The following is a 14,769-nucleotide window of genomic DNA, read 5'->3' on the forward strand; positions in this document are numbered from 1 at the left end:
ATGTCGCGCAATGGCGCCTCATGGGGGTCCGTAGGCCTTGTCGAGCTCGTTGCGCTTCTGCAGATCGGCCATGGTGGCCACCAGGTGCGCGAGCTGCGGCTTGACCAGATCGCTCACCACCTGCTGGTCGGCGCGGATGCGCTGCAGCAAGCGCTGCGCCTCCGCGGTCTGCAACGGGTCCAGCGACTCCAGCGGCGTGGCGATCCGCAAGCGATCGATCACCGCCGCGCATTGCGCCTCGAGTTCGGGAAGCCGGTCCCACTCCTTCCTGCGCGCCAGCGCCGCCATCAGCGACACGATCGAGGCGAGTTGGGCATAGCAATGGACGACTTCGCTCCTGGCTGCCATCATTTTTCTTTCGTTCTCTTCGTTCAGTGCCCGGCGCCGGCGCCATCGATCTCGCGCCAGGCCGACGCCACGTTCTCCAGCAGGGCTTCGGCCTCGTCGAGCGCGCGCGGGTCGTCGTGCAGGTTGGCCTGCAGCAGGCGGCGGATCACGTAGTCGTACAGCGAGGAAAGCCGGCCCACCAGCTCGGCGCCCTCGGGGCCGGCCGCCTTTGCGTCCAGGCCTGCCTTCAGCCCGTTGTCCACGATCGCGATCGCCTTGGAGATCGCCTTTCCCTTGGCCGCGATGTCGCCGCCCGCCATGTGGTGGCGGGCCATGCCGATGGCCGTGGCGGCGCCGTCGAACAGCATGCAGATGAGCTGGTGCGGCGAGGCGCTCATTGCCTGCGTTTCCACGCCGAGCCGCGCATAGGCGCCGGCGCCGGACCGATGGGTGTGGGGGGTGTACATGGCTTGCTCGCTGCTTGGGGCCTGGGCTTACTTGCTGCCGTTCGACATGCTGGCGAACTGCTGCGTGAGATAGCTGCTGGTGCTGTTCATCCGGCTGACCAGCAGGTCCAGCTGGGTGAACTGCGCGCGGTAATGCTCCACCTTGGCGTCCACGCGCGCCTGCATCGCGTCGTACTGCTCGTCGAGGTCTTTCAACGACTTGTTCATGCCGTCGGTGGCGACCTTGAGGGCGCCGCCGGTGCCGGTGACCTTGTCCACCAGCGCGCTCAACTGCCTGCCGTAGCCCGCCGTGCTGCCGCCGGCGCTCGAGAACAGGCCGGCCACGCCGTCCAGGTTGGTGGCCAGCGCGCTCTTGAGCTTGTCGGCATCGACGCTCATCGTGCCGTCCTTCTGGAAGCCCACGCCGATCTCCGACAGCGTCTCCATCGCGCCGCCGCTCTGCGGCGAGGTCAGCACCTGGCGGATGCCGACCTGGATGTTGCGCAGGGTCGAGTCGCCCATCAGGGCCGCGCCTGTCTTGCTGTCGGCGTTGAAGGCGGTCAAGTTCCCCGCGGTGGTCTGCAGCGCGTTGTAGGCCTTGACGAAATCGTTGACCGCGCTCTCGACGCTGCCTGTGTCGCGCGCCACGTTCAGGCTGCTGGTGCCGAGCTTCAGCACGTTCAGCGTCACGCCCTGGATCGATTCCTTCACCGTGTTGCTCGCGCTCGTGACCGCGATGCCGTTGACGGCGAGCTCGGCGTTCTGCGCCGGGATCGTCTGCTGAAGGTTCTGCGTGCCGGCCGGGTCCTGGGCCAGCAGGTTCGACAGTGCCGCGTCGCCGGCGACGGCGATGCGCATGCTCGAGATCTTGCCGGTCTCGGTCGAGGTCAGCACCAGGCGGTTGGGCGTGCCGCTGCCGTCGTTCACGATGCTGGCGGTGACGCCCGCCTTGGCCTGGTTGACCGCATCGCGGATGCCCTCGAGCGTGTTGTTGCCCGCATCGATGGTGATGGTCTTGGCCGTGCGGCTCGCATCCGGAGTGAAGCTCGCGCCGCTGTACTTGCCCGTGACGGCGTCGTAGGTGCCCCCCGCGATGGTCCCGAAATCGATGGTGAGGGTGCCGCTGCCGATCGCCGTCTTGGCGCTGGCCTGGCCGGCCGCCACCACCGACTGCGCCTGCGCGAGCTGGGTGACGTTGATGCTGTACGTGCCGGGCGCGGCCGTCGCGCCGGCGCTGGCCGAGAGCACGTCGGCAGCGCCGGCGGCGGCCTTCACGCCCTGGAAGAACGCGGGTTCGCCCAGCTTCTTGGCCGCCGTCTGCAGGGTGTTGAGCGCGCTCTGCAACTGGCCGTAGGCCGACAGCTTGCTCGTGTAGCTCACCTGGCGCTGCTGCAGTTGCACCAGCGGCTGGCTTTCCGCGGTCTGGAGGTTGGAAAGCAGGGTGCTCAGGTCCAGGTTGGAGCCGATGCCCAGGCTGCTGATCGATGCCATGAATGCGTGTTCCTTCTTGCTTCGCTGTCCGCTGCGGCCTGGACGAGTCCCAGGCCGCAGGGGACAGCGCAGGCGCTGCCGGGCTCGCACCCGGGAGGCCTGCGTTGCGTTCTCTTCGATCAGCGCAGCAGCGACAGCACGCCTTGCGTGGTCTGGTTGGCCTGCGCCAGCACCGAGGTACCGGCCTGCTGCAGGATCTGAGCGCGGGTCATGTTCGACACTTCGGTCGCGTAGTCGGCGTCTTCGATGCGCGAGCGCGAGGAAGACAGGTTGGTCACCGTGGTGCCGAGGTTCGAGATCGTGGAGTCGAAGCGGTTCTGCACCGCACCCAGCGAGCTGCGCAGGTCGTCGACCATCTTGAGCGCGGCGTCCAGCTTCTTCATGGGGTCGACCGTCGAGGCACCGGCGAACTCGGCGGTGGCGGTCACGCCACCGGCGCTGCTGAGCTCGATCGGCGCGCCGGCCGGCGTGCCTTGCGTGACGGTCGTGCTGTCGGCGTCGACCAGGGAGTCGTTGTTGACCGTGAAGTTCTTGCCCTGCACGGTGACATAGGCCTGGGCCGCGCCGGCAGCGTCGGCACCGACCTTGACCAGCTGCGCCGTCAGCGTGACGGGCGAGCCGGTCACGATGCCGTTGGCCGCATCGGCGAAGTCGACGTCGACGGTGTTGATGTCCACCGCGCCGCTGGCGGAGTCCACCGACGCCGCGTAGAAGTCGTCGCCGAACTTCACCACGTACTGGTCGGTGGCGGCGCCGGCGGCGTCCTTCACGTTGTGCAGCGACAGGTCGCCGGCGCCCACGGTCTTGCCGGTGGCGGTCGACAGGGCCGTTGCGGCGGCGCTCAGGTCGGTGGCGTTGGGAGCACCCGTGCCCGGATCGACGGTCAGCTCGGCGGCGCCGACGCTCAGGGCCTTCTTCGAGATCGAGAAGCCGCTCAGGTCCAGCGAGTTGGAATCGATCTTCTTGAGGTCGATGTCGATGGTCTCGCCGTCGTTCGCGCCGACTTGCACGGACAGCTTGTTGTTGCCGGAGAGCACCTTCACTCCGTTGAAGTCGGTCTGCGCGGAAACGCGGTCGATCTCGGAGAGACGCTGGTTGATTTCGTCCTGGATCGACTTCAGGTCGCTGGCCGAGTTGCTGCCGTTGGCGGCCTGCACCGACAGTTCGCGCACGCGCTGCAGGTTGTTGTTGACTTCCTTCAGCGCGCCTTCCGTCGTCTGCGCCAGCGAGATGCCGTCGTTGGCGTTGCGCTGGGCTTGCGTCAGGCCCTTGATGTTGGCCGTGAAGCGGTTGGCGATGGCCTGGCCGGCGGCGTCGTCCTTGGCGCTGTTGATGCGCAGGCCGGACGACAGTCGCTGGATGGCCGTGTTCAACGACGACTGGGACGCGTTGAGGTTGTTCTGCGTGAGCAGGGAGAGACTGTTGGTGTTGATGACTTGCGCCATTTCAAACTCCTGTAGACAAAGGTTGTGGAATCCGGCCCTCCGGCCGCAACGCTGGACCCGCTCCCACCGTGAGACTCAAGCCATCGTTGTTGAAGTTATCGGCGGGGCTTTTCAAAGCTTTAGGGGCCTGCACGAAAAAGATGCGCACCCCGCCCGTTCCACCACCCACAGGACCCGTCAGGCCGGCAGGCTCATCACTTCCTGGTAGGCGGCGACCAGCCGGTTGCGCACCTGCAGCCCGGTCTGGAAGGCCACGTTGGCCTTCTGCAGGTCGACCATCACATCGTTGAGCGCCACGCCGGGGCGCCCGAGCTCGAAGGCCTCGGCCTGGCCGTAGGCCTTGGTCTGCGCGGTGTTGATCCCTTCGAGCGAGCGCCGGAGCTCGGCGGCGAAGCCCCCCTGTGCCGCCGGCTCTGCGGCGGCGGGGCGCGGCGCGATGCCGGATTGGAGCGCGGTCGCCCGCATCTGCTGCAGGACGGATTCGATGGCGGAAACGGACATGAAGACCCTTTTCTTGATTTCTGGAAGATGCCGGCGTTGCCCGGCACTGCTGCAGGAGCGCCATGGCCCTCCCGCGTGTTTTCAGCCTAACAGCAGCCCCCTGAAAGAGAAGCGCCCAACTGACGGCAAAAACCCCGGCTGTTCGACCAATCGAATTCGCGGGCGCTGCCGAGAATCGATCGCGAAACAAAAAGGCTGCTCGCGACTTCAACGGCATGACTCCTCCTCGACGACTTCACCCGCTCCCCATGACCGCCGCCCGCCCGGACCGGCCGGCCGTGACCGGAGCGCACGCATGAGCCCCGCCCGGCCGTTTGAAGGGGCTCGCCCCGCAATGCGCAGCACGGAGGCTCTCCGATGAGCTCGGCAGCGCCATCCGCGGGCGCCATGCCGGCGGCGGCACCCCAGCCGCTCCTGGAACGGCTGCGCGCCCAGCCCAAGCTGCCGCTGATCGTGGGCGCCGCCGCGCTGGTCGCGGTCGCGGCGGCCTTCATGCTGTGGAGCCGCGCACCCGACTACAAGGTGCTCTACACCAACGTCTCGGACCGCGACGGCGGCGCGATCATCGCCTCGCTGGCGCAGATGAACGTGCCCTACAGGTTCGCCGAGGGCGGCAGCGCGATCCTGATCGCCGCCGACAAGGTGCCCGAAGTGCGCCTCAAGCTCGCGGCCCAGGGCCTGCCCAAGGGCGGCGGCGTGGGCTTCGAGCTGATGGACAACCAGAAGTTCGGCACCAGCCAGTTCGCCGAGCAGGTCAACTACCAGCGCGGCCTCGAGGGCGAGCTGGCCCGCTCGATCGAATCGATCGGCACGGTCGAGTCGGCCCGCGTGCACCTGGCGCTGCCCAAGCCTTCGCTCTTCGTGCGCGAGCAGAAGAAGCCTTCCGCCTCCGTGGTGCTGAGCCTGCACCGCGGCCGCGGCATCGACGAAGGCCAGGTCAGCGCCATCGTCCACATGATCTCCAGCAGCGTGCCGGAGCTGGACCCCAAGAGCGTGACGGTGGTCGACCAGCGCGGCAACCTGCTGTCGGCCGCCAACGCCGGCGCGCGCGGCCTGGACGTCAGCCAGCTCAAGTACGCGCAGGAGATCGAGCAGGGCTACATCCGCCGCATCGAGGCGATCCTGCAGCCCATCCTCGGCGCGAGCAATGTGCGCGCCCAGGTGGCGGCCGACATCGACTTCTCGGTGGTCGAGCGCACCGAGGAGAAGTTCGCGCCCAACCAGGACCCGCGCAACGCCGCGGTCCGCAGCGTGCAGTCCAGCGAGTCGAACCAGCTGGGCGCCACCCCGCCGGGCGGCGTGCCCGGCGCGCTGTCGAACCAGCCGCCGACGAATCCCAGCGCGCCGATCAACGCGCCGCGCCCGGCCAACGGCGCCAACGGCGCCATCGTGCCGGGCGCCGCCGCCACCACCACGGCCACCACCAGCACCGCACCGGCCGGCCCGAGCAACTCGCGCAAGGACACCACCACCAACTACGAGCTCGACCGCTCGATTCGCCATGTGCAACAGGGCGCCGGCGCCATCAAGCGCCTGTCGGTGGCGGTGGTGGTGAACAACCTGGCCGGCGCCGACGGCAAGGCCCGCGCGCTGGCGCCGGCCGAGGTCGAGCAGATCCGCAACCTGGTGAAGGAAGCCATGGGCTACAGCCAGGAGCGCGGCGACTCGCTCAACGTGCTCAACAGCGCCTTCGCCCGCGATGGCCGGGACGAGCCGCAGGCCGAGGTGCCGATCTGGAAGGACCGCGACAACATCGAGCTGGCCAAGCGGATCGGCCAGTACCTGCTGCTGGGCGTGCTGGCCCTGTTCGCCTGGTTCGCCGTGCTGCGGCCGCTGCTGCGCAAGCACCTGGCGCCGCCGCCTTCGGCGATGCCCGAAGCGGCACCGGCGGCTGCGGTCGTCGCCGATCCGGACGATGAGAAGAGCGCCGCGCAGCTGAGCGCACTGCAGCGCGAAGCCGAGCGCCGGCAGGCCGATCTCGACTACGTGCAGCAGACCGCCGAGCAGGATCCGCGGCTCGTGGCCACCTTGATCAAGCATTGGATGAACCCATGAGCGACACACGACGCGAGGCTCTCTTGCTTTCTTCCTTGCCGGCGACGCAAAGGAAAGTGACTCGCCTGCCGGGGCGACATCCCGGCTCCGGCCTGACACCCAGCGCAACGCTCTCCGCAAGAACGACCACGATGTGCCACCCGTCCCTCCCTCGAGCGAACCCCGCAGTGCAGCACAAGGAGCTTGGCGTATGAGCGAAGCCGGTACCCGCAAGGCCGCCATCCTCCTGATGTCCCTCGGCGAGGACCGCGCCGCCGCCACGCTGCACCACCTGCCCACCACCGAGGTGCAGGCCCTGGGCGCCGCGATGGCCAAGCTGAGCCAGGTGTCGAAGGAAGAGCTGGCTGCCGTGCTCTCGGAGTTCCGCCTGGAGACCGAGCAGCTCTCCGCCCTGCACCTGGGCTCGGGCAGCTACATCCGCGCGGTGCTGCGCAAGGCGCTGGGCGACGACCGCGCCAGCAACCTGCTGGAGGACATCCTGCAGCCCGACGAGCCGCATGGCGGCATCGAGCGCCTCAACGACCTGGAGGCCGGCGAGGTGGTGGAGCTGATCCGCGACGAGCATCCGCAGATCCTCGCCACGCTGCTGATCCACCTGGACCGCAAGAAGGCCTCCGAGGTGCTGGAGAAGCTGCCGGTGCGCCTGCGCCACGACGTGATCATGCGGGTGGCCACCTTCGGCGGCGTGCAGCCCGCGGCGCTGGCCGAGCTGACCGACGTGCTGACCGAGATGCTCTCGGGCGAGGGCCTCAAGCGCAGCCGCCTGGGCGGGGTGCGCACCGCGGCCGAGATCGTCAACCTCATGAGCACCGCGCAGGAGGAAGAGGCGATCGCCCATGTGCGCGAGCACGACGAGGGGCTGGCGCAACGCATCGTCGAGGAGATGTTCGTCTTCGAGAACCTGCTGGACCTGGAGGACCGCTTCATCCAGCGCCTGCTCAAGGACGTGGAGTCCGAATCGCTCATCGTCGCGCTCAAGGGCTCGACGCAGGAGCTGCGCGACAAGTTCCTCAAGAACATGTCGCAGCGCGCCGCCGAGACGCTGCGCGAGGACATCGAGCTGCGCGGCCCGGTGCGGGTGTCGCAGGTCGAAGCCGAGCAGAAGGCCATCCTGCAAGTGGTGCGCCGCCTTGCCGATGCGGGCGAAGTCGTGATCGCCGCGCCCGGCACGGACGACTTCGTCTGATCATGACCCTGCACAAGAACGCTGCTTTCGGTTCCGGCGCACGCCTGGCGACGGCCTATGCGCCCGCGCGCCCGCCTGCGGCGCCCAGGCCTGCCGCCAAGCCGGTGCTGTCGGCCTGGCAGCGCTGGGAAATGGGCACGCTGGAGCACGAGCATGCGCCGCGCGACAACGGGCCATCGCCGGTCGTTCCCCGCGTGGACCCCGAGGCGCTGGCTCGCGACAACGAGCTCTCCCGGCTGCGCCTCGAAGCGCGTGCCCAGGGCCGGGCCGAAGGGCAGCGTGAAGGCCTGGCCCAGGGCCGTGCGGACGGCCACGCGGAAGGCCTGGCCTCCGGCCTTGCCGCCGCCAGTGCGCATGCCGAGCAGCTGCTGGCGCTGGCCGCCAGCCTGCCGGCGGCGCTGCGCCGCGCGGAAAGCGAACTGGCCGACGCCATCCTCGCGCTGGCGCTCGACGTGGCGCGCCAGGTGGTGCACCGCACGCTGCGCGCCGAGCCCGAATGGGTGCTGCCGCTGGTGCAGGACCTGCTGCATGCCGAGCCCGCGCTGCAAGGCGAGCCGCGCCTGCTGCTGCATCCCGACGACGTCGCGCTGGTGAAGAACAGCCTGGGCAACGAGCTGCAGGTGGCCGGCTGGCAGGTGCGCGCCGACGACACGCTGGCGCGCGGCGGCTGCCGCGTGCAGTCCGCGAGCGGAGAGATGGATGCCAGCCTCGAAACCCGCTGGAAGAGCGTGACCGCGGCGCTCACCCGCGACATCGGCACCGCGGAGCTCTGATGCCGACCGCGACCGCCGCCAACCCGCACCTGCAGTCCTGGCTCGCCACCCTCACGCAGGCGCGCGTCGACGTCAACCGCACCGCGGCCACCGTCACCCACTCCGGCCGCCTCACGCGCGCCGTCGGCCTGGTGCTGGAAGCCGTCGGCCTGCAGCTGCCCGTGGGCAGCGACTGCCTGATCGAACTGCCGCCCGGCTATCCGCAGCGCCATGCCGAGGCCGAAGTGGTCGGCTTCGCCGGCGACCGCCTGTTCCTGATGCCGCAAACCGAGGTGGCCGGCCTCTTGCCCGGCGCGCGCGTGTTCTCGCGCCCCGGCACGGCCGACGGCGGCGGCGACACCCACACCAAGCGCCTGCCGGTGGGCGAAGGCATGCTGGGCCGCGTGGTCGATGCGGTCGGCCGGCCGCTCGACGGGCTGGGCCCGCTGGACATCGCCCGCAAGGTGCCGCTCAGCGCCCCGCCCATCAATCCGCTGACCCGCGCCCCCATCGACTCGGTGCTCGACACCGGCGTGCGCGCAATCAACGCGATGCTCACCGTGGGCCGCGGCCAGCGCATGGGCCTGTTCGCCGGCTCCGGCGTGGGCAAGAGCGTGCTGCTCGGCATGATGGCGCGCTACACCAGCGCCGAGGTGATCGTGGTCGGCCTGATCGGCGAGCGCGGCCGCGAGGTCAAGGACTTCATCGAGAACACGCTGGGCGAGGAAGGCCTGGCGCGGGCCGTGGTGGTCGCCGCCCCCGCCGACAACTCGCCGCTGCTGCGCCTGCAGGGCGCGGCCTATGCGACCTGCCTGGCCGAGTACTTCCGCGACCGCGGCAAGGACGTGCTGCTGATCATGGATTCGCTCACTCGCTACGCGATGGCGCAGCGCGAGATCGCGCTCGCAGTGGGCGAGCCGCCCGCCACCAAGGGCTATCCGCCGTCGGTCTTCGCCAAGCTGCCGGCGCTGGTCGAGCGCGCGGGCAACGGCGCGCGCGATGCGCAGGGCCGCGGCGGCTCGATCACCGCCTTCTACACCGTGCTCTCCGAAGGCGACGACCAGCAGGACCCGATCGCCGACTCGGCGCGCGCCATCCTCGACGGCCACGTGGTGCTCTCGCGCCAGCTCGCCGAGTCCGGCCACTACCCGGCCATCGACATCGAGGCCTCGATCAGCCGCGCGATGACGGCGCTGATCCCGCCGGCGCAGTTCGACACGGTGCGCCGCTTCAAGCAGATGCTGTCGCGCTACCAGCGCAACCGCGACCTGATCAGCGTCGGCGCCTACGCCGCCGGCCACGACCTGCAGCTCGACCAGGCCATCGCCCTCTACCCCAAGCTGGAAGCCTTTCTCCAGCAAGGGATGGAGGAGCGTACCGACTATGCGGCCTCGGTGGCGCGCATGGCCGGCGTCTTCGCGTAGCCGACCTCCAAGGAGTCACCATGCCCAGGAAGCTTCCCCTCGACACCCTGCAGGAGCTGGCCCGCACGCAGAAGGAGGAGGCGGCTCGCCGCCTGGGCCTGCTGCAGAGCGCACAGGTCAGTGCGCACCAGAAGCTGGACCTGCTGCTGCAGTACCGGCACGACTATGCGCAGCAGCTGCAAACGCTGATGGCGCACGGCCTGCCCGCCTCGCAGTGGCGCAACTTCAACAACTTCCTGAGCACGCTGGACGGCGCCATCGAGCAGCAGCGCGCCATCGCCAGGCAGGCCGGGCTGCGGCTGGACCGCGGCCGCGGCGACTGGCAGCACCAGGCGCGGCGGCTCAACTCCTTCGACACGCTGGCCGATCGCCTGCGCCGCCAGGAACTGGCCGCGCAGGCCAAGCGCGAGCAGCGCGACAGCGACGAGCGCGCGGCACGCAAGTTCATCGACCGCGCGGTCCAACCGAATTTCTGATCCTTCCCCCAGGAACCGCCATGCCCACCTTCATTCCTTCCGCAGCCCTCACCGCAAGTCCGGCGCAGCCGGCCGCCGCTTCCGGCTCGCGCGGTCGCGTGGGCGGCGACGAGGGCGCGCCCAGCTTCGGCGCGGTGCTGGAGCGCTCGCGCGCCGGCGCGCGCCACGCACGCGACGCACGTGACGGCGCGGATGCGGCCAGCGCCGAAGAAGCCGCGGCCTCGCCGCAGAGGCCGGGCCGCCACCTCGGCAGGAAAGACGAGCCGGGCTCCGAGCTGTTGAGCATCGCGCTGTTCGCGGCGCAGACCTTGGTCACGGCACCGGCCGCCGCCGCGACGCCCGCGGCCGGCGGCAGCGGAACGGGCGCGACGGCGCTGCCCGCGACCGACGTGGCCGTGCCGAAGGACGCATCGCTCGCCGCGACGCCTGCGGCCGCATCCGGCACCGGCATGACCGGCGCGGCCGATGGGCTCCCCGCCACGGACGAAGGTGCGGGCCAGGACGCCAAGGCACCGGCCGCCGGCCGGGCCGTGGACACGACCACGACCGCCGGCGCCTCTGCCGCATCCGCTGACGAGGGCTTGGTGCTGCCGGCGACGCTCGCGTCCGCCGCGAGTGCCGAGGCCACCGCGCAACCCGCCCCCGCCGCCGCGTCGGCGGCGCCGCCGGCCGGCCCGCGGCCATCCGCCAAGACGCCGGCCGCCGGCACCGCAACGGTTGCCGCCGCCACCGATGCGAAGGCCGCGCCTGCGAGCGCGCTCGCCGCCGACGATGCCGAGCCCGCCGAAGCGCCAGCCGCCCTCCCCGCAGCCGCGACCGACACCCAGGCCGCCTCCGCGAACGCGGCGTCCCCCACCGTCTTCGCAACGGCCTCCCCGATGCAGCCCGCACTCGACCGCGCGCAGCCCGTGGCCAGCCCTGCCCCCGCACCCACCCTCTCCCCGCCCGTGGGCAGCGCCGAATGGGGCCCTGCGCTGGGCCAACAGATGCTGCGCATGAGCGCCGGCGGCCAGCAGGTGGCCGAGCTCAACCTCAACCCGGCCGGCCTGGGCCCCCTCAAGATCACCCTCAGCGTCGGCGACAACCAGGCGCAGGCCATGTTCGTCTCCTCGCACGAGTCGGTGCGCAAGGCGGTCGAGGCGGCGCTGCCGCAGCTGCGCAGCACGCTGGCCGAGCAGGGCATCAGCCTGGGCCAGACCTCGGTCGGCGCCGAGTCGCGGCCCTGGGCCGGCGCGGGCGGCTTCGCCCAGCAGCAGGAGCAGCAGCGCCGGCCCGCGTCCGCGAACGGCGCGAGCCACCCGGGGGCCGCACGCGGCGAAGCGGCCATCGCATCTCTGCCTGCACGAGCAACGGCGCCGCGCAACACCGGCGTCGACACCTTCGCCTGAACGACGAAACGCCCGATCTGAGGCCTTTTCCCCCGCTTGATCGGGGCTTCGTTTCACCGCGCATCCACCAAAAATAAGACCCACCCAACGCTGCTTTTCATGGCCACCAGTACCTCCCTCCCCTCCGCAGCCGCGGCGCCGCGCTCCTCGAAGCTGATGATCGGCCTGCTGGTCGCGACCAGCCTGGCCGCGCTGGCCGGCGGCGGCTATGCATTGAGCCGCAGCAGCCTGTTCGCGCAGGAAGCGCCGGCCGCCGCGATGCCCAAGGCCACGCCCAAGCCGATCTTCGTGACCCTCGAGCCGCTCACGGTCAATGTGCAGTCCGAGGGCCGCAGCCGCTTCCTGCACATCGGCATGGCGCTCAAGGTGAACGACGAGCCGGCCAAGGCGCAGCTGGTCGAGTTCATGCCCGAGCTGCGCAGCCGCCTGCTGCTGCTGCTGTCGAACCGCCAGCCCGAGACGCTGCTGTCCACGCAGGACAAGGCCCGGCTCGCCGAGGAGATCCGCACCGAGCTCAACCGGCCGCTCTCCCCCGGCGCGCCGCCGCAGGCGATCGCCGGCGTTTCCTTCAACACCTTCGTGGTGCAGTGACCCGCCATGGCTTATGAGCAGGTGCTCTCGCAGGACGAGGTCGATGCGCTGCTGTCGGGCGTCACCGGCGGTGCCGTCGACCAGCGCCGCGCCCCCGAGCCCCGGGCCGAGGGCCTGCCCGTCTACGACCTCGGCGCGCCCGACCGCGTGGTGCGCGGGCGCATGCACACGCTGGAGGTCATCAACGACCGCTTTGCCCGCAACCTGCGCAGCGCCCTGCTGAACTTCATGCGCCGCAGCCCGGACATCTCGGTCGAGCCGATCCAGATCCAGCAGTACGGCGAGTTCGTGCGGCACCTGCCGGTGCCGACCAACATCAACATGCTGCACCTGAAGCCGCTGCGCGGCACGGCGCTGTTCGTGTTCGACCCCAAGCTGGTCTTCCTGGTGGTCGACAACCTGTTCGGCAGCGACGGGCGCTACCACGTGCGCGTCGAGGGCCGCGACTTCACGCGCACCGAGCAGCGCATCATCAAGCGCCTGCTCAACCTGAGCCTGCAGTGCTACGGCGAGGCCTGGCAGCCGGTGTTTCCGCTGGCCTTCGACTACATCCGCGCCGAGATGCACGGCAAGTTGGCCAACATCGTGGCGCCCAACGAGGTGGTGATCACCACCACGCTGCAGATCGAGTTCGGCCCGGTGGGCGGCTTCCTGCACGTGTGCATCCCCTACTCGATGATCGAGCCCATCCGCGACCAGCTGTCCAACCCGGTGCAGGACGAGATCGAGGTCGACAAGCGCTGGGTCACGCAGTTGTCGCAGCAGATGCAGAGCGCCGACGTCGCGCTCACCGCCGACTTCGTGACCATCGACACCACCCTCGGCGAGCTGATGCGCCTTTCGATCGGCGACGTGCTGCCGATCGAGCTGCCCGAAACCGTGCTCGCGCGCGTCGACGGCGTTCCCGTGATGGAGTGCGGCTACGGCGTCTCCAACGAACGCTATGCGCTGCGCGTGCAACAGATGATCTCCCACCAAGACAGCGATCCGAAGAGCGACCATGACTGACAACACTTCCTCCGGCGGCGACATGGACGACTGGGCCAGCGCCTTGGCCGAGCAGACCGCGGCTTCCGCGCCGGCCCTCCAGCCGGCGAGCGCACCGGCCCCGGCCGCGGCCGCGCCCGCCGGCGCCCAGGTCTTCCAGCCGCTGCACAACACCGCCGCCGGCACCGCCGGCTCGGTGGACATCGAGCGCATCCTCGACGTGCCGGTGCAGCTGATGGCCGAGATCGGCCGCACGCGCATCACCATCAAGAACCTGCTGCAGCTGTCCCAAGGCTCGGTGGTGGAACTCGACGGCCTGGCCGGCCAGCCGCTGGACGTGCTGATCAACGGCTACCTGATCGCGCAGGGCGAGGTGGTGGTGGTGAACGAGAAGTACGGCATTCGCCTGACCGACATCGTCACGCCCTCCGAGCGCATGCAGAAGCTCAGCCGTTCATGAAGCTGCCCCGGGAATTCGCGCGCGGCGCGGCCGTGCTGACAGCCTGCGCGGCGACGGTGTGCGCGCATGCAGCCCTGCCCACCGTGCCCGCGCCGGCCGCCGAAGCGGCGCCGGCCGTGGGCGCCTCGGGCCTCCTGCAGGCCGGGCTCGGCATGGTGCTGGTGCTGGGCCTGATCTTCCTGTGCGCCTGGCTGGCGCGGCGCTTCGGCCTGCCGCGCTTCGGCGGCAGTTCGCTCGTCAAGGTGGTGGGCAGCGCGATGGTGGGCCAGCGAGAGCGCGTGGTAGTGGTGGAAGTGGGCGAGACCTGGCTGGTGCTGGGCGTCACCGCGAGCCAGGTCAACGCGCTGCATTCGCTGCCGGCGCAGGCGCTGCCCGCGGCATCTCCGGCACCGGCTGCCGCACTCGGCAGCAGCGCCAGGGCCGTCGACCTGTTCGCACAGAAGCTGCGCGAATCGCTCGGCATCCAGACCAGGCCGGGCGCCTGATGCAAAGCGCCTTCCGCCGCCACCTGCGCCGCGCAGGCCTGCTGCTCGCCCTGGCCCTGCCGGCGCTCGCCTTCGCGCAGGGCCTGCCGGGCCTCACCAGCACGCCCGGGCCCGGCGGCAGCCAGACCTGGTCGCTCAGCGTGCAGACGCTGGTGCTGCTGACCTCGCTCAGCTTCCTGCCGGCGCTGCTGCTGTCGATGACCAGCTTCACCCGCATCCTCATCGTGCTGGGCCTGCTGCGCACGGCGCTGGGCACCCAGTCTTCGCCACCCAACCAGATCCTGGTGGGGCTGTCGCTCTTTCTCACCTTCTTCGTGATGGCGCCGGTCTTCGACAAGGTCTACGACGAGGCCTACAAGCCCCTGTCGGAAAACAAGATCAGCACCGAGCGCGCGCTCGAACGCGGCATCGCGCCCTTCAAGACCTTCATGCTCAAGCAGACGCGCGAGAACGACCTCGCGCTCTTCGCCAAGATGGCCAAGGTGCCGGCGATGGAAGGCCCGGAAGACGTGCCGCTGCGCATCCTGCTGCCCTCCTTCGTCATCAGCGAGCTGAAGACCGCCTTCCAGATCGGCTTCACCATCTTCATCCCCTTCATGATCATCGACCTGGTGGTGGCCAGCGTGCTGATGTCGATGGGGATGATGATGGTGCCGCCCGCCTCCATCGCCCTGCCCTTCAAGCTGATGCTCTTCGTCATGGCCGACGGCTGGCAGCTGCTGATCGGGGCGCTGGCCCAGAGCTTTTTCGTCTAG

General features: G+C 70.0%; 16 protein-coding genes. 11 read left to right on the top strand and 5 right to left on the bottom strand.

What is annotated here, in order from left to right; genetic code table 11:
* Positions 1 to 18 precede the first annotated feature (18 nt).
* The 5 genes from AC3A6Y_RS27180 to fliE all read right to left on the bottom strand — a co-directional run bounded on the left by AC3A6Y_RS27180 (position 19) and on the right by fliE (position 4,210).
* Positions 19 to 348, bottom strand: coding sequence for a flagellar protein FliT (locus AC3A6Y_RS27180; RefSeq protein WP_487871355.1), 330 nt, complete (start codon positions 346 to 348; stop codon positions 19 to 21).
* 23 nt (positions 349 to 371) lie between these two features.
* Positions 372 to 794, bottom strand: a complete 423-nt coding sequence (gene fliS / locus AC3A6Y_RS27185) for a flagellar export chaperone FliS (protein ID WP_487871356.1) — start codon at positions 792 to 794, stop codon at positions 372 to 374.
* A 27-nt stretch (positions 795 to 821) separates the two neighbouring features.
* Positions 822 to 2,264 (bottom strand): flagellar filament capping protein FliD, encoded by a 1,443-nt coding sequence (gene fliD, locus AC3A6Y_RS27190; RefSeq protein ID WP_487871357.1) that lies wholly within the window; start codon positions 2,262 to 2,264, stop codon positions 822 to 824.
* Positions 2,265 to 2,383: 119 nt separating this feature from the next.
* A complete protein-coding gene (locus AC3A6Y_RS27195; RefSeq protein ID WP_487871358.1) occupies positions 2,384 to 3,709 on the bottom strand; it encodes a FliC/FljB family flagellin in 1,326 nt (441 codons plus the stop codon).
* A 177-nt stretch (positions 3,710 to 3,886) separates the two neighbouring features.
* Positions 3,887 to 4,210, bottom strand: a complete 324-nt coding sequence (fliE, locus tag AC3A6Y_RS27200) for a flagellar hook-basal body complex protein FliE (RefSeq protein WP_487871359.1) — start codon at positions 4,208 to 4,210, stop codon at positions 3,887 to 3,889.
* Positions 4,211 to 4,567: 357 nt separating this feature from the next.
* Here fliE and fliF point away from each other — a divergent pair, with 357 nt between their 5' ends.
* The 11 genes from fliF to fliP all read left to right on the top strand — a co-directional run bounded on the left by fliF (position 4,568) and on the right by fliP (position 14,769).
* A complete protein-coding gene (fliF, locus tag AC3A6Y_RS27205) occupies positions 4,568 to 6,265 on the top strand; it encodes a flagellar basal-body MS-ring/collar protein FliF (protein WP_487871360.1) in 1,698 nt (565 codons plus the stop codon).
* Positions 6,266 to 6,455: 190 nt separating this feature from the next.
* The gene (gene fliG / locus AC3A6Y_RS27210) at positions 6,456 to 7,451 is read left to right on the top strand and encodes a flagellar motor switch protein FliG (protein WP_487871361.1); all 996 of its coding nucleotides are present in this window, start codon (positions 6,456 to 6,458) and stop codon (positions 7,449 to 7,451) included.
* Between the two features lie 2 nt (positions 7,452 to 7,453).
* On the top strand, positions 7,454 to 8,224 hold the full coding sequence (gene fliH / locus AC3A6Y_RS27215; RefSeq protein ID WP_487871362.1) for a flagellar assembly protein FliH: 771 nt from the start codon (positions 7,454 to 7,456) through the stop codon (positions 8,222 to 8,224).
* Positions 8,224 to 9,627 carry a flagellar protein export ATPase FliI gene (gene fliI / locus AC3A6Y_RS27220; RefSeq protein ID WP_487871363.1) on the top strand — a complete coding sequence of 468 codons (1,404 nt, stop codon included), beginning with the start codon at positions 8,224 to 8,226 and terminating at the stop codon, positions 9,625 to 9,627. Before fliH ends, fliI begins: the two co-directional genes overlap by 1 nt.
* Before the next feature lie 20 nt (positions 9,628 to 9,647).
* Complete coding sequence (fliJ, locus tag AC3A6Y_RS27225; protein WP_487871364.1) at positions 9,648 to 10,103, top strand: flagellar export protein FliJ; 456 nt, start codon at positions 9,648 to 9,650, stop codon at positions 10,101 to 10,103.
* Between the two features lie 20 nt (positions 10,104 to 10,123).
* Positions 10,124 to 11,491: a flagellar hook-length control protein FliK gene (locus tag AC3A6Y_RS27230; RefSeq protein WP_487871365.1), complete on the top strand. Its 1,368-nt coding sequence runs from the start codon at positions 10,124 to 10,126 to the stop codon at positions 11,489 to 11,491.
* A gap of 99 nt (positions 11,492 to 11,590) precedes the next feature.
* Positions 11,591 to 12,082: a flagellar basal body-associated protein FliL gene (gene fliL, locus AC3A6Y_RS27235; protein WP_487871366.1), complete on the top strand. Its 492-nt coding sequence runs from the start codon at positions 11,591 to 11,593 to the stop codon at positions 12,080 to 12,082.
* Between the two features lie 6 nt (positions 12,083 to 12,088).
* On the top strand, positions 12,089 to 13,090 hold the full coding sequence (gene fliM / locus AC3A6Y_RS27240) for a flagellar motor switch protein FliM (RefSeq protein WP_487871367.1): 1,002 nt from the start codon (positions 12,089 to 12,091) through the stop codon (positions 13,088 to 13,090).
* Positions 13,083 to 13,529, top strand: a complete 447-nt coding sequence (gene fliN / locus AC3A6Y_RS27245; protein ID WP_487871368.1) for a flagellar motor switch protein FliN — start codon at positions 13,083 to 13,085, stop codon at positions 13,527 to 13,529. Before fliM ends, fliN begins: the two co-directional genes overlap by 8 nt.
* A complete protein-coding gene (gene fliO / locus AC3A6Y_RS27250) occupies positions 13,526 to 14,014 on the top strand; it encodes a flagellar biosynthetic protein FliO (RefSeq protein ID WP_487871369.1) in 489 nt (162 codons plus the stop codon). The genes fliN and fliO overlap by 4 nt, the downstream gene beginning before the upstream one ends.
* Positions 14,014 to 14,769 carry a flagellar type III secretion system pore protein FliP gene (fliP, locus tag AC3A6Y_RS27255; RefSeq protein WP_487871370.1) on the top strand — a complete coding sequence of 252 codons (756 nt, stop codon included), beginning with the start codon at positions 14,014 to 14,016 and terminating at the stop codon, positions 14,767 to 14,769. Before fliO ends, fliP begins: the two co-directional genes overlap by 1 nt.

It is taken from the genome of Variovorax sp. Soil_C_17 (assembly GCF_057657265.1).